The organism is Erwinia rhapontici (genome assembly GCF_020683125.1).
GTDB lineage: Bacteria > Pseudomonadota > Gammaproteobacteria > Enterobacterales > Enterobacteriaceae > Erwinia > Erwinia rhapontici.
This window is the reverse complement of the sequence record NZ_CP085627.1, coordinates 2,955,984-2,970,099: the sequence shown is the minus strand read 5'-3', so window position 1 is coordinate 2,970,099 and position 14,116 is coordinate 2,955,984. Positions and strand designations below refer to the sequence as shown.

The 14,116-nt window shown below is 53.7% G+C and carries 16 protein-coding genes, 1 tRNA gene and 1 pseudogene; 10 read left to right on the top strand and 8 right to left on the bottom strand.

Going from position 1 to position 14,116, the window contains the following annotated elements; all coding sequences use genetic code 11:
* Nucleotides 1-423: 423 nt before the first annotated feature.
* Nucleotides 424-1,074, top strand: coding sequence for a hypothetical protein (locus tag LJN55_RS13865; RefSeq protein WP_227534650.1), 651 nt, complete (start codon nt 424-426; stop codon nt 1,072-1,074).
* A 108-nt stretch (nt 1,075-1,182) separates the two neighbouring features.
* Nucleotides 1,183-1,269, top strand: a pseudogene (locus tag LJN55_RS24050) (hypothetical protein); the annotation flags it as partial.
* Between the two features lie 75 nt (nt 1,270-1,344).
* Here LJN55_RS24050 and LJN55_RS13860 read toward each other — a convergent pair.
* From LJN55_RS13860 to LJN55_RS13850, 3 genes are all read right to left on the bottom strand, one after another.
* Nucleotides 1,345-1,420: transfer RNA gene (locus LJN55_RS13860), tRNA-Asn, on the bottom strand.
* Between the two features lie 99 nt (nt 1,421-1,519).
* The gene (gene mtfA / locus LJN55_RS13855) at nt 1,520-2,314 is read right to left on the bottom strand and encodes a DgsA anti-repressor MtfA (RefSeq protein ID WP_227534649.1); all 795 of its coding nucleotides are present in this window, start codon (nt 2,312-2,314) and stop codon (nt 1,520-1,522) included.
* A 136-nt stretch (nt 2,315-2,450) separates the two neighbouring features.
* Nucleotides 2,451-3,107, bottom strand: a complete 657-nt coding sequence (locus LJN55_RS13850) for a hypothetical protein (protein WP_133841701.1) — start codon at nt 3,105-3,107, stop codon at nt 2,451-2,453.
* 593 nt (nt 3,108-3,700) lie between these two features.
* Between LJN55_RS13850 and LJN55_RS13845 the strand changes: the two genes are divergently transcribed.
* Complete coding sequence (locus LJN55_RS13845) at nt 3,701-4,414, top strand: phosphohydrolase (protein ID WP_227534648.1); 714 nt, start codon at nt 3,701-3,703, stop codon at nt 4,412-4,414.
* A gap of 63 nt (nt 4,415-4,477) precedes the next feature.
* Complete coding sequence (locus LJN55_RS13840; protein WP_133841703.1) at nt 4,478-4,726, top strand: hypothetical protein; 249 nt, start codon at nt 4,478-4,480, stop codon at nt 4,724-4,726.
* Nucleotides 4,727-4,775: 49 nt separating this feature from the next.
* Here the strand turns inward: LJN55_RS13840 and LJN55_RS13835 are convergent, their stop codons facing one another.
* Both LJN55_RS13835 and LJN55_RS13830 read right to left on the bottom strand, forming a co-directional pair.
* Nucleotides 4,776-6,377, bottom strand: coding sequence for a methyl-accepting chemotaxis protein (locus tag LJN55_RS13835; protein ID WP_133841704.1), 1,602 nt, complete (start codon nt 6,375-6,377; stop codon nt 4,776-4,778).
* 125 nt (nt 6,378-6,502) lie between these two features.
* Nucleotides 6,503-7,159 (bottom strand): epoxyqueuosine reductase QueH, encoded by a 657-nt coding sequence (locus LJN55_RS13830; protein ID WP_159336454.1) that lies wholly within the window; start codon nt 7,157-7,159, stop codon nt 6,503-6,505.
* Nucleotides 7,160-7,315: 156 nt separating this feature from the next.
* Between LJN55_RS13830 and LJN55_RS13825 the strand changes: the two genes are divergently transcribed.
* Together LJN55_RS13825 and LJN55_RS13820 are read left to right on the top strand one after the other, a co-directional pair.
* Nucleotides 7,316-8,725: a DNA cytosine methyltransferase gene (locus LJN55_RS13825; protein ID WP_227534647.1), complete on the top strand. Its 1,410-nt coding sequence runs from the start codon at nt 7,316-7,318 to the stop codon at nt 8,723-8,725.
* A 72-nt stretch (nt 8,726-8,797) separates the two neighbouring features.
* Nucleotides 8,798-9,268, top strand: coding sequence for a very short patch repair endonuclease (locus tag LJN55_RS13820; protein ID WP_159336456.1), 471 nt, complete (start codon nt 8,798-8,800; stop codon nt 9,266-9,268).
* Nucleotides 9,269-9,459: 191 nt separating this feature from the next.
* Here the strand turns inward: LJN55_RS13820 and yedA are convergent, their stop codons facing one another.
* Nucleotides 9,460-10,380, bottom strand: coding sequence for a drug/metabolite exporter YedA (yedA, locus tag LJN55_RS13815; protein WP_133841708.1), 921 nt, complete (start codon nt 10,378-10,380; stop codon nt 9,460-9,462).
* Between the two features lie 166 nt (nt 10,381-10,546).
* Here yedA and LJN55_RS13810 point away from each other — a divergent pair, with 166 nt between their 5' ends.
* From LJN55_RS13810 to LJN55_RS13800, 4 genes are all read left to right on the top strand, one after another.
* Entirely contained in the window at nt 10,547-10,822 is a 276-nt protein-coding gene (locus LJN55_RS13810; RefSeq protein ID WP_133841709.1) for a hypothetical protein, read from the top strand.
* Between the two features lie 11 nt (nt 10,823-10,833).
* Entirely contained in the window at nt 10,834-11,745 is a 912-nt protein-coding gene (locus LJN55_RS13805) for a DUF808 family protein (protein WP_133841710.1), read from the top strand.
* A gap of 34 nt (nt 11,746-11,779) precedes the next feature.
* Nucleotides 11,780-11,914 (top strand): hypothetical protein, encoded by a 135-nt coding sequence (locus LJN55_RS23920; protein ID WP_259151748.1) that lies wholly within the window; start codon nt 11,780-11,782, stop codon nt 11,912-11,914.
* 192 nt (nt 11,915-12,106) lie between these two features.
* Complete coding sequence (locus LJN55_RS13800; protein ID WP_133841711.1) at nt 12,107-12,286, top strand: YodC family protein; 180 nt, start codon at nt 12,107-12,109, stop codon at nt 12,284-12,286.
* 92 nt (nt 12,287-12,378) lie between these two features.
* On the opposite strand, the gene LJN55_RS13795 is transcribed toward LJN55_RS13800, so the two are convergent.
* Complete coding sequence (locus LJN55_RS13795) at nt 12,379-12,702, bottom strand: DUF6388 family protein (RefSeq protein WP_133841712.1); 324 nt, start codon at nt 12,700-12,702, stop codon at nt 12,379-12,381.
* 108 nt (nt 12,703-12,810) lie between these two features.
* Complete coding sequence (locus LJN55_RS13790) at nt 12,811-14,112, bottom strand: ABC transporter substrate-binding protein (RefSeq protein WP_227534646.1); 1,302 nt, start codon at nt 14,110-14,112, stop codon at nt 12,811-12,813.
* Between the last annotated feature and the right edge of the window lie 4 nt (nt 14,113-14,116).

The following is a 14,116-nucleotide window of genomic DNA, read 5'->3' as shown; positions in this document are numbered from 1 at the left end:
CTCTGGCTACCCTTCCAGCAAAAACGGTTTTCATGCGGATAAACCTGACGCTGTTCAGCATGTATACTGCCTGCTCTTCAATCACTTTGAATACCATAAGGACACGGACGATCTTTACTTTCATTTCGACAGCCAAAAAAATGGTGCACTCGTCGATGTTAGAACCCCGCAGCGTCGGGCAATCCCTGCCCTATCTGTTGGGCATGAGTGGTGCACCCGTGCTTCAGATTATGAAAAACATCAATACTGGCGCGCTGGTCCTGAGGGCAGTTGGCATATTCAAGGAACATCATAGGAAAAAAAGAAACTGCTTGTTGCCAGCATGCTTAGCCAGTTCTCATCTGAACTCATTGCGCTCAGTGAATGAATGCTTAAACCGTTAAATACCATTGATTCCGAATACTTAATTAAAGGTCCCAAAGCATGTCTATATCTACCATCGCGCTGATTGGTGCATCAGCAGCACTTTCAGCAGCTCTGTTCAAGGGCAAAGACTCCCGAGTTAAGGACGCCATTGATTTTGCAAAATCCTCCCCGGAGGACTTCCAGTCATCCGCGTACTACACCATCATCCGCAATGACATTAATGCCTACATCACTGGCATCAAGGACCATGAATTTCATCATGTTTTGTTAGATATAATGGCATGGGGAAATAAACCCATTGGTTATTTTGGCAGACTGGAAGGCCGTCTTGAGATAAACATCACCGGTCAGATAAATATAAAAGATATGACATGGTTCCAGTCTTTCATCTCTGGATTCCTTAGCAATACGGGCAGCATTTCAAATTTCGTTTTCGCGCTCTGTTTCGCGGGACTGGCATTATTCGCCATCGAGTACGGCGTAGCGAAAGAAACATGGTTGCAAGCTTTTTCGTTCGTATTCTCGGCACTCGCAGGGTTCATGCTCTATAACTGGTTCAACATCATTGCCACGACCTGGAGGCAACATGCCCACGAGAAAGACCTGAAAGAATATGCTTCTCTTCTGCAAAATTATGCTGAAGAAAAACAGAAAGATGCTGCTTCAGCAACTCTGGAGTCTGCGACGCCTAGGGCTAATACGCTGTGATGCGGTCCTCTTCAGTCCGTACCCAAGAGCAGCCGGAAGAGTACTGGCTGATGGCTGAAAAACCGGATATCTCAAAAAGTGCGTGGAACTAAGACGGGTATGCTTACAAAAGCACTGCACAACGACAAACGCTATATTTTCAAGGCCGCTATCGCGGAATCCAAAGCGCATCGTTATTTGATGGATAAAATCTGAGCCTGTCAGAGATTCACAAATCATACAAACAGCAAAAAGCCCGCTTAAGTTTCCTTAAGCGGGCTTTTCTCAATATGGCTCCTCTGACTGGACTCGAACCAGTGACATACGGATTAACAGTCCGCCGTTCTACCGACTGAACTACAGAGGAATTGTGGAACGAGGCGAATAGTAGCGATACGCCCTCAGACTGTCAACAGCAAAAAACATTTTAGCTTTCAACTGGCTGCGTTTGAATCAACCCGCCCGATTAGTGAACAATTCCACCCGCATTATGGTGTAACTGCTGCTGCTCCAGGCGCTGATGGGGATCCTGGCGATAAAACTGGCGGAACCGTTGATAAAGCGCCGGAAAACGGGCGATCAGCAGCTCAGGCGCACTGAAAAAATACTCTGACAATACCGCGAAGCATTCCGCGGGTTCGCTGGCGGCGTAGGCATCAATGCTGGTGGCGTTTTCACCCACCTGGTCAATTTCATCCTGTATTGCACTCATTGCCGCACGCATATCGCGCTCCCAGCCCACCACTTCGCGCAGGGGAATGGCCGGTACACCGTTAGCTTCACCGCTGCCGCGCGCATCAAGTTTGTGCGCGACCTCATGGATCACCAGGTTATAACCGGAGAGATCGAATGAGTCCTGCACATCCAGCCAGTTCAGGACAATCGGACCCTGCTGCCAGCTTTGCCCGGCGTGCACCATTTGTTCACGATGCACCAGGCCGAACTCATCCTGCCATTCATCATCGACCATAAACGGGGAAGGGTAGATCAGCACTTCATGAAAACCGTCCAGCCAGTCGTAGCCGAGGCTGAGAACCGGCAGGCAAAACAGCAGAGCCAGTCGGCAGCTTTTCACATCGTCCAGTTCGAAGCCTTGTAAAGGCACCAGACGTTTCTGGCGCAGAAAACGGGTCGCAAGCTGACAGATCGTCTGTTGTTCAGCAGCCGTTAAGCTTGCCAGCAGCGGGATCTCCAGCGCCTGTTGCCATGGCAGCCCACTTTCCACTGCGTCATCACCGCCTTTCCACGGCCATTTGATCATGCTGTTGTCACTCCTGCCTGATGATGGCGTTAATGCCGCTGAATAAGGGGAAGATTCAATCAGTTATAATGCAGATTGTCTGTGACGAAACGCAAACGGCGCTGAAAAAAGTCAGCGCCGCGTCGATTTGCGAGGGTCAGATACGCGCGAATTCAATCACCCAGACCCAGGGGTTCACTTCCCAGCTGGTGCCACCGTATTGAATGGCCCACTGCTTGCGATAAGCATCTTTAGCGGAAACGGCTTCGCTATGCAGGGTGAAAAAGTTATTGAGAAAATGAGAGTCTACCTGCACGCCTTCAGCCAGCACGTCATCGTCACTGATATCCTGGATGCGCTCGACCCGGATAGCCGTGATGGTCAGGTCGATACGGCTGGCCCAGCGCGGCATATGAATACCGGCCTGCCAGCCAAAGTTGGTCTCTTCTTCGTCAGAGGTATAGATGCTGGAGTCGGCACGGTACTGACAGTAGTCAATATTTTTAAACTGTGCAGGAGAGGTCTGATATTTCGTCATCTCTTCTGCGGGCACCACAGGGCCGCGCCAGGTTTCGCGCACCCACAAGCGATCGCCCGGCTGGCCGTAAGGGCAGTGATAACTCAGGTTTTCCATGCCCAGAACACGGTTACCTTGCAAATTGTTGCTCAGGACATCAATGCCGTAACAACCTTCATGATTGTCCTGGCCTGGCCCAAACAGTTGGGATTTCATGATGCGCCGTGTCTGTTTTTGTTGGCCTGAGAGCAGGGCGCGCACCCGTTGATCGCTAAATAGAATCGGGCGTTCTTTCATGGTTTAACCTCTAGTATGACTTTCTTGACCAGTTCCTGGTTCATAAGCAAAGTAGAAACACAATACAGATAATTCCTAACCTTAGCTCAAAAAAACGTTTCAGCACGTTTATTTTACTAAACTTCAGAAAAACCAATAAAAAAATGACTTGGGGCAAATTTGCACATCTGCCGGACGCAATCGTCTGGTGCGTCCCGCGTCGTCATCACGGGGTCGTCATGCCGTAACCAAATTGACATTTTACCATATTACAATGTGTTAGTGTGACGAATGCTTACCGACGATGCCCTCTAACCGTGGCGATCGCCTGTTCCTCATGATCACTGACAGACCGGCCATGTACAGCACCTGTGTTGTTGTTTGAGGGGCCATTACCCGCATCTGATCATAACTATTGTTTATCATTTAGATCAAAAAACAGCCAGTTAAAAGTGAGCCGGAAAAAACTGAAAATGGGAAAAATGCTGTCACCAGCGCGTAACAGCCGCTATAAGTTTGATGTGGATCTCATTTTTAAGCAGAAATGGTTAACCCGTTGCAGTGGGTGACCACCACTGACATCTCAAAAAGTTCAAACAATTAAGGAGAAGTCTATGACTCTGACTGACTGGCAATTACGTTTTGAAAAGTGGCTGCACGACACCTGGCAACATGATGATAAAGCCCATGATGTGGCGCACCTGACGCGCGTCTGGCAGTCTGCACAGCGCATTATGGTGGGCACCGGGGCCGATGAGTTGGTGGTGCTGGCCGGGTGCTACTTCCATGACATTGTCAACCTGCCTAAAAATCACCCTGAGCGCCATCTGGCTTCCGCGCAGGCAGCTGACGAGACCCGGCGCGCGTTACAACAGGTCTTTACGGATTTCCCCAGCGATAAAATTGAAGCAGTGGCCCACGCGGTTCACGCGCACAGCTTCAGTGCTGGCGTAACGGCAGAAACCCTTGAAGCTAAGATCGTGCAGGACGCCGACCGTCTGGAATCACTGGGCGCTATTGGTCTGGCGCGGGTGTTTTATGTCTCTGGCGCATTAGGACGTTCTCTGTTTGACAGTCGCGATCCACTGGGGCGCGAACGCCCTCTGGATGATGCTGAATGGGCGCTGGACCATTTCCAGAAAAAGTTACTGAAATTGCCTGAAACGATGCAAACGGCAGAAGGGCGACGCCTGGCTGAATTTAATGCCCGTTTCCTCGTGACCTATATGGCAAAACTGTGCGCTGAATTGAAGGGGGATTTTTGCGCGTTGGATCAAACCGTACTGGAAGAATTCAGCCCGGGGGCGTCAAATATTAAATTTTTATGACAGTATGGTTAAATCGCACGTTACAGGTTACGTTGTTGGGACAATTCTCAGGAGAATCAGGCAATGACCGACAAAGTTAGCTTAACAATAAAGATCGATCCCGCCTTAAAAGAAACGATTAAAACACTCGCTCTGGATAGTGAGATTTCCCTTAGCGAATTGGTTACCCAGCATCTGGTAAAGAGTTTTTCTGCTCAGGCACCTGATGCGGTAGATAGTACCCATACAGAAGAAGAGACGGCCGAACAATTGAGCCAGGCAGAACTGAAACAAGTCCGCGCACTGCTGAAAAAGTCGAAGAAGAAAAAGTAAGCCCCGTCTTATCCAGCGTCTCTCGTTCTGAGAGACGCTTTCAACCTCCTTACATAACAAACTGACTCACGCTGTGCGACAGCCGTTGCGCATGATCCACCAACGCTTCCGATGTCCCTGCGCTGCGACGTGTCAGTTGCTCGCTCTCTTTGACCTGCTGATTCAGGCGAGTAATCTCCAGCGCTATCGCATTGACCCTTTTACTCTGCGCATCCGCATTGTGTTGCAACTCGCTCAGTAGCGTCACCACGCCGGATACGGCATGCGTAATTTCCCGATACAATCCCTCCAGCGTCTGTACCTGACTAAAGCCGCTATCAATATGTTGATGAGTTGAGCCGATCAGCCCGTCAATCAACCGCGTCGAGGCACTGCTCTTCTCCGACAGCAGGCCGATCTCTTTTGCCACAATGGAGAAGCTGCGGCCATAAACGCCGGCATGGGCTGATTCGATAGCGGCATTCAGTGCCACCAGCCGTGTTTGCAGCGAAATGCCCTCCAGCAGGGTAACAATCCCGGCAATCTCACCGGAAGCGTCAACAATCTGGCGCATCTGCGCATCAACAGCGGTCACCACGGTGCCGCAGCGGCGGGTCAGTTCATCGGCGGCCTGTACCTGCTGCGTCGCATGATGGGTAAACGTCACGCTGTGGCCCACTTCCTCTGCCACCCGGTTCAGACGCTGGCTGATGTGCTCAAACGCGCTGCTTTGCTGCTGATTGTGGGCACTAAACTCATCATTTTGTTGTGCCATGCGGTCTGCGCTGCCACGCACCGCACCGGAGATGGCGTTAATCTCGCCCACGATATGCCGTAAACCTTGCTGCATCCCGTCCACATTCTGTATCAGCTGGCTGATCTCCGTTGACTGGTAACGGCTCTGATACGCCTGCTGCGAGATATCGCCCGTTGCGATCTGTGCCAGCCAGCGCGACACGCGTTCCATCGGCTGGATCACCCCCATCAGCAGTAACCCGCCGCTCAGTAACAGCAGTCCGCCCAGCAGGGCAGAGATACCCAGGGAAAGATTGCGGCTGGTGGTCAGCGATGAGAGCGTAGAGAGGTTGAGATCGTCGGCCTGGTGATTGGCCTGCGTCAGCACCTGATAGTAGGTGTCATTAAACTGCTGCTGAAAAGCCTGCATCGGCACCATAAAAAACGCATCAATATCTTTCGCATTCAGCCCTTTTAGCTGCTCCTGCAATCCGTCGGCCAGCATATCGAAGTTCTGTTTCAGCGGACTGTCCTGCGCCACCGGATATTGATCAAACAGCTTTCGTGCATTATCCAGTGAGGTCTGAGCCGTTTCGGCCAGGCTTTTCCAGCTGTCGACGGAACCGGTCTGGTTATCCTGCATCAGGTAGATCCCGGCGCGGTGGCTGTTGTCGCTGGCGGTGAGCAGTTCCATACGGGCTTTATCCAACAGCGCCTGGCGGCCAGACAGGGTATGGATCTCGGAAATATTGTCACCCGTGCTGGAAACGAGGCGGGTCAGTAGCAACACGCTGGCACACTGCAGCAGCGAGAAGACCAGCAGAAACAGGATGAAGCCACCCCGCAGGCTGCGTAGCCAGCCCCAACCGGTCATCAACGAGGCAAAACGTGGACGGCGCAGCATAGTGCGTAAGGGTAAAATCGTGAGCAGTGACATAAGCTTCCCTTAAAATAAAAGGGAGTATTCGCCGCTTTTATGTCACTTGTGTTACCGCGATAAAATAGAAAAAGGAAACAGGGGATTATCCGCTGATAAGGCAAATTACCCCGCTATTTTCAGCGTTATTGTTCTTCATCACCGTAATAGAGGACGCCGAGCTTGATTAATGGCCGGCCCTGACTTTTGCGATGCAAATTGCTGTCGCGCAACGAATACACGCAGCCGCAATATTCCTGCTGATAGAAACGCTCACGTTTGCTGATCTCAATCATGCGCGCCGACCCGCCTTTTTTGCGCCAGTTATAATCCCAGTACTGGATGCCGGGGTAGGGCGCGGCCGCCCGATCGCCACAGTCGTTAATCTGCTGCATATTCTTCCAGCGCGAAATACCCAAAGAGCTGGAAATCACCGGAAAGTCATTTTCATAGGCATACAGTGCGGTGCGTTCAAAGCGCATATCAAAGCACATGGTGCAGCGCACGCCACGCTCTGGCTCCCACTCCATGCCCTTCGCGCGGGCAAACCAGTTATCGGTATCGTAGTCAGCATCGACAAACGGGATGCCGTGCTGTTCCGCAAAGCGGATATTCTCTTCTTTACGCAGCAGATACTCTTTCTGCGGGTGAATATTTGGATTGTAGAAGAAAATGGTGTAATCAATGCCTGATGCCTGCAAGGCTTCCATCACTTCGCCGGAGCAGGGGGCGCAACAGGAGTGCAGCAGCAGTTTTTTAGCGCCATCTGGAAGGCTAAGCAGCTCGCGTTGGGTGGCGTTCATCGGTAATAGCTCCATTGTTAACAGTAAAACCGCATCAGTGTAGAGGCAGCATGACGCGCTGTCATTAATTGCCCTCGCTGCGGCCAATTTCCGCCTGGCGCTGGGTCAACTAAGTGATAGACTGACACCCGTTTATCCCCTGTTAACTGAGTAAATATGAGCGATTTTGACCGCGTGGCCGCAGAACTGGCTGAACAGGCACGAGAAGATGCCCGGCATAAAGAACAGCAGGATCGTGAGCTGCTGCTGCGGGTGCTGGAGATTTATGACCAGAAAACGGTCGCGGCGACCCTGCGAAAGGTCAGTCAGCAGGAGTGGACGCGGGAGTCTGTTAATCGCTGGGTGAAGGGCAACAGCCGCAAAACGCTGAATGAAGCCGAAGTCAGTTTGCTGCACAGTATGCTGCCTGCGCCTCCGGCACATCATCCCGATTATGCTTTCCGTTTTATTGACCTCTTTGCGGGTATTGGCGGCATCCGCAGCGGCTTCGAAGCGATTGGTGGACAGTGCGTGTTTACCAGTGAGTGGAACAAACATGCGGTGCGCACCTATAAAGCCAACTGGTACTGTGATGAGCAGCAGCACCGCTTTAATCAGGATATCCGCGATGTCACGCTGAGTGGCGATCCCCTGGTGGACGAAGAGCAGGCGTATCAGCATATTCGCCAGCAGGTGCCGGACCATGATGTGCTGCTGGCGGGATTCCCTTGCCAGCCATTCTCGCTGGCGGGCGTGTCGAAGAAAAATGCCCTGGGCCGTAAACATGGTTTTGAAGATGAAGCGCAGGGGACGTTGTTCTTTGATGTGGCACGCATCATCACGGCCAAAAAACCGGCGATCTTTGTCCTCGAAAACGTCAAAAACCTGAAAAGCCACGATAAGGGCAATACTTTCCGCATTATTATGTCGACGCTGGACGAGCTGGGCTATGACGTGGCGGATGCGGCGGTCACCGGTTCGCCGGACCCGAAAATTATCGACGGCAAGCATTTTCTGCCGCAGCACCGTGAACGCATTGTGCTGGTGGGGTTCCGTCGCGATCTGGCGCTGCCCGCTTTCAGCCTGAGTGCGTTATCTGCGCTCTACCCGCCGCAGCGCACGCCGCTCAAAGCCTTACTCGACCCGGTCGTAGACGCAAAATATATTTTGACGCCAACGCTATGGAAGTATCTCTACCTCTATGCGAAGAAGCACCAGGCACGCGGCAACGGCTTTGGCTACGGACTGGTTGATCCGGCGCTTGAGCAGGGCGTGGTTCGGACGTTATCGGCACGCTATTACAAAGATGGCTCGGAGATCCTGATCGATCGCGGCTGGGACAAAGCGCTGGGTGAGGAAGACTTCGATAACGCGGACAATCAGCAGAACCGACCGCGTCGTCTGACACCGCGCGAGTGCGCCCGACTGATGGGCTTTGAACAGCCCGGCGAGGAGGCGTTCCATATTCCGGTATCGGATACCCAGGCCTATCGCCAGTTTGGTAACTCGGTGGTGGTGCCTGCCTTCGCGGCGGTTGCCAAACTCCTGCGCCCCTGGATCCTACAGGCGGTACAACAGCGCCAGTGAAATGTGGCCCGGTGCCCCCACGGCAGGGCCGCTTTTAGCTACACTTAAGGTCTTCGTTAAAGGAATATCAAGATGGCCGACGTTCACTCTTCCGACGTGCGCAGTAAGAATATGCGCGCTATTCGTACCCGCGATACGGCAATTGAAAAGCGGCTGGCAGAACTGCTGGTTGAACTGGGCCTGAGTTACCGGGTGCAGGATAAATCGTTGCCCGGTCGTCCCGACTTTGTTCTGGCAGACTATCAGGCCATTATCTTTGTTCACGGCTGTTTCTGGCATCGTCATCACTGTCATCTGTTCAAGATGCCGGCAACACGCACGGCGTTCTGGCAGGGCAAAATAGACAGTAATGTGGCGCGTGATAAACGTTATGTCGAGGAGCTGACGGCCAGCGGCTGGCGCGTGTTGCTGGTGTGGGAATGTGCGCTACGCGGGAAAACGCGACTGGAGGAAGAGGCATTGCGCACGCGGCTGGAGGAGTGGATTTGCGCCGCGGAAAACAACGGTGAGATCGATGAACAAGGGATTCGCGTACTACCGTAAACCCTCTGTCAGTGACGCTGGCCAGGTCAACGTCAAGGGCGTTTCGCTTTCCCGCTGCGCGTGCCGAGGCCCGCAGGGATGCGTCTTTTGCCGCTCCGGCGTGCTCAAACTGGCCCCGGACCTGACGCCAGACGGGAAGCCATTCATTTTTGTGGGTATACCTTAGAGGTCATGCTGCACACGCTGAGGATTTAATCCGTCGGCGAGCAGGGTTTCACCACCGGTTTTGCCGGGAAGAGGTATTTACCCAGCGTGACCAGCACCACCGCCAGCACAATAATGCCCAGCGCCAGCCATTCACGTCCTGACAGGCTTTCACCGGCAAAAGCGATGCCCAGCAGCACGGCAACCACCGGATTGACATAGGCGTAGCTGGTGGCGATAGCGGGTGTGACGTTGCGGATCAGGAACATATAGGCATTGATGGCAATCACCGAACCAAACAGGCTGAGATAACCCAGCGAGAAGAAGCCCGCCAGTGAGGGTTTCTGAACCAGATGTTCACCCGTCAACTGGCTGGCGGTCAGTAATACCACCCCGGCGGCCAGCATCTCGACAGCTCCGGCCATCATGCCGTGCGGTAGCGCAATACGTGACCCCCATACCGAGCCAAAGGCCCAGGTCAGCGATCCGCCCAAAATCATCAGGGCACCCCACGGATTCCCTGCCAGATGGCCGCCGCTGTTAAGTAAAATAATCCCCACCAGGCCGACGCCAATGCCCAGCCACTCAATCCAGCGCGTGGTAATGCCGAACATACGGCTAAAGCACATGGCAAACAGGGGGACGGTCGCTACCATCACGGCAGCCAGCCCGGAAGGCACATGCTGATGTTCTGCAACGGTGACTGCACCATTACCCATTGCCAGCAGCAGGACACCGATGATCGCCGCGTTACCGGCTTCACGCCAGGAAGGCAATTTTTCCCCTCGCATCAGGAGGAATGCCAGCAGCACCACGCCCGCGAGTAAGAAGCGCAACCCGGCCAGCATCATCGGCGGCCAGCTTTCCACACCAATACGGATCACCAGGTAGGTGGAACCCCAGATAAAGTAGAGAGAAAAGAGCGCGGCCAGCAGGGGCAGCAGGGCGGGGGCACGGCGTAACGTCATGTCAGAGACTCTTCCTAAAGTGATATCAGGTTGTGAAAATGTTATAAGGACCCGATTCTGCCACTAATTATCCCCGGCGGGCGTTATTTTTTTACAAAATTTGCACTCCATGCCCATAATTGCTTAGATCTGTTCCCTCTTTAATACAGCCAGCCAGGGGTGAGCCATGGCCAGTGTCAAACTGACGGTAAGACGTCTGTATAAACTCAGCGGCGAGCGCATGGTCAATACTCAGGCGACGGCGCGTATTTTCGTGGGCGATCGCCTGATTGCCACGGAAGAGATCAGCGGGATGACTGAAAGCCCGGTGAGTAAGTATCTGCACCATGCGGAAACGCAGGGGCAGCCAGTGCGCGTTGAGTGGGACTGTGATGGCATTGCCGATATGGCGGTGACCGAAATGGAGCTGTGCCCCTGTTGTCAACATGATGGACATGAATAAGGAATCTGATTTTGGCCGGAAGTAGTTTACTGACCTTACTGGACGATATTGCCACACTGCTGGATGACGTCGCCGTGATGGGCAAAGTGGCGGCAAAGAAAACCGCCGGTGTATTGGGCGACGATTTGTCGCTGAATGCGCAGCAGGTCAGCGGGGTAAAAGCCAACCGTGAACTGCCGGTGGTGTGGAGCGTGGCGAAAGGGTCGTTCCTTAACAAACTGATTCTGGTGCCGCTGGCGCTGCTGATCAGCGCGTTTGCCCCCTGGGCGATCACCCCGCTGCTGATGGTGGGTGGCGCATACCTGTGCTTTGAGGGCGTGGAGAAAGTACTGCACAGTCTGCATAAAGATAAAAGCCAGGAAACGCCGCAGGCTCGTGAAGCGCGTTTGCTGAAAGCGGCCGAGCAGAACCCGGCGGAGTTTGAGCAGAAAAAAGTAAAAGGGGCGGTACGCACGGACTTTATTCTCTCGGCGGAGATTGTGGCGATTACCCTGGGTATCGTGTCTGAAGCACCGCTGCTGAATCAGGTGATCGTTCTGGCTGGCGTGGCGATTGCGGTCACCGTTGGTGTGTACGGGATTGTTGCGGGTATCGTGAAGATTGACGATCTCGGCCTGTGGCTGCAGCAGAAATCTTCGGCGGCAGCGAAAGCGGTGGGCGGCGTGCTGCTGGTGGCCGCACCGTGGCTGATGAAAATCCTGACGGTGGTGGGCACCCTGGCGATGTTCCTGGTCGGCGGTGGGATTATCGTGCACGGCGTGCCATTACTGCACCATCTTATTGAAGGCGTTAGCGCAGGCCTGCATGGTCTGCTGGCGATGCTGTTGAGCAATGTTGCTAACCTCATCATCGGCTTTATTGTGGGGTCGATTGTGCTGTGCGCGGTAAATTTGATTGCCAAAATGCGCCCGTCATCAGTATAAAGACGGGCTGAAATCAGTAAATATCCAGGGGTTAATGATGAACGACGATATGTTTGAATTTGATATTGATGCTCAACTTGAGCAGGCAGAAGCCAATGCCCAGAAGAAAGCAGCCGAAGTACCGGCTGACTTAGGCGATGAAGCCGACTGCGAAGGCTGCAAAATCTAATCGCAAAATGCGACGAGTTTCACATAAAAAGCGTGTAGTAAAACTACACGCTTTTTTTATATTTAGTGTTTTTAACTGCTTATTTGAATTTAACAAATACTTTACCTGGCGTTAACAGCACGGTTTATATTCAGATGCTATAACTATTTGACGTTTCATAACCAGTGATAACCAGATAGGGAGGTACTTTGTATGAGCTTTATTGTCAGTGATGAAGTGCAACATAAGGATGGTGGCCCCGCAATGATTGTGACGGGAGTGGCCAGCGGTATGGTCGAGTGTCGTTGGTACGATGGTTTCAGTGTGAAGCGCGAGGCGTTCCGCGAAGAAGAGCTGTCATCATTATCGTCCGCAGCGCGATTAGCGGGGTAGTTCCACTGTTTTATGTGACGGGGTGGGCCGATAAAGAGGTTTGCCCTGTGCCCATGGGCCGATCATTTTTCCCGATCGGCCCGTGAATACGATTACAACTCGTTTTTAATACAAAACTCTTCCCAGCTCATCCCCAGCGCTTCGGCATGGGTGTGCAGATACGCTTCAATCGCATTCACCATCACCGCTTTATCCGGCTCAGCCAGTTGAATGGCAAACAGCATGCCGTCCAGTTTCTTTTCACGTACATACGCGGCATAGGCGCGATCTTTCTGCATGGATTGCAGCTGCTCCACCGTCATTCCGAGCGTGGCGGCCTGGTCTGCCGTCAGATTTTCAATACCGGCTTTCAGCGTCGGGTGGGCCTCAAGAAACAGATCTTTGGCGATGGCGTAATATTCTTCAACGGTTTTCATAACGATAATGCCCGGATTCATGCAGGAAAATTGACTGGCGCTAGTGTACACGGCTGGATTGGTCGGGGAAAGCCGGGCAGCCGGGCAGCAGCGCTGCCCGCCACCCGTTTATGGATGGGTCTTTGTGTAAATCTCGGTCACGACCTGCTGGTTTCGCGTCAGGGTTTCGTCCAGCGTCAGTTTGCCCTGTAACAGCGCGGCGATATTCTCACCCACGGCATTGCCCATCTGGTCGAAGCCGGGAATGCTGACGTACTGCACGCCCTGATACGGCACCGGGCCGAGGGTCGGCTGTTCCACCGTGGCGCTTTCCATGGCGGCCTGTACCCGTTTTGCATAGGGTGCCAGGCGCTGATAGCTCGCCTGCTGGTAGGTTGAGTAGCGGCTGCCTGGCGGCACGGCCCCCCAGCCGACCGTTTGCGCCACCTGCTGAATGTAGGCGGGTGAGGTTGCCCAGCTGATAAATTCCTGTGCGGCCGCTTTGTTCGCCGCACTGGTGGGGACGGCCAGTGCCCAGGACCACAGCCAGTTAGAGCCATTGCGCGTCAGTTCACCGGGGGCCGGGGCAAAATCAATTTTGTCGGCCACACGGGAGATCTGCGGGTTAATCAGCAGACCGGCAGCCACGGTGCTGTCGACCCACATAGCGCACTTGCCTTCGGCAAACAGCTTAAGGATTTGACCAAAACTGTTCTCAGCGCTGTCCGGCGGGCCGTAGTCGTGCACCATCTGCACATAGTCGCTGAGCACTTCCCGCCACTCCGGGCTGTCCAGCGTGGGTTTCCAGTCGAGATCGAACCACTGTGCGCCGTAGCCGTTGGCCATGGTGGTGACAAAGGCTACATTATCGCCCCAGCCTGGTCGGCCGCGCAGGCACAGGCCATAAACGCCGTTCGCTTTGTCCGTTAGCTTCGCCGCCAGGCGTTTAATATCACTCCAGTTGACCTCTTCAGGCATCGTCAGGCCACGGGCAGCAAACAGATCCTTACGGTAATAGGTCATACTGCTTTCGCCGTAAAACGGTAGGGCATAGAGCTTATCCTGCCAGGAGAGGGCTTTACGTACGGGCTTCAGCAGGTCGTCTACCTGATAGTCAGCGGGCAGGGTATCCAGCGGGGTTAACCAGCCGCGCTTGCCCCACAGCGGTGCTTCATAGGTGCCGACGGTAATCACATCAAAGGTCGGCTGGCCGCTGTTCATCGCCGCCAGCACCTGTTTACGCAGTTCTGCATCATCCATCACCTGCCAGCGCAGGTGAATGCCAGGGTGCGCCTGCTCAAAGGTGCCGGAAAGCTGCTGCATAATGGTCATGTCACCGTTGGCGATGGTGGCAATGGTGAGTGTGGTGTCAGCCCGGGCAGCGCCCGCAGCCAGCATCAGCAGCAGGGCGGCGGTCAGTTTGCTACGCATAGTC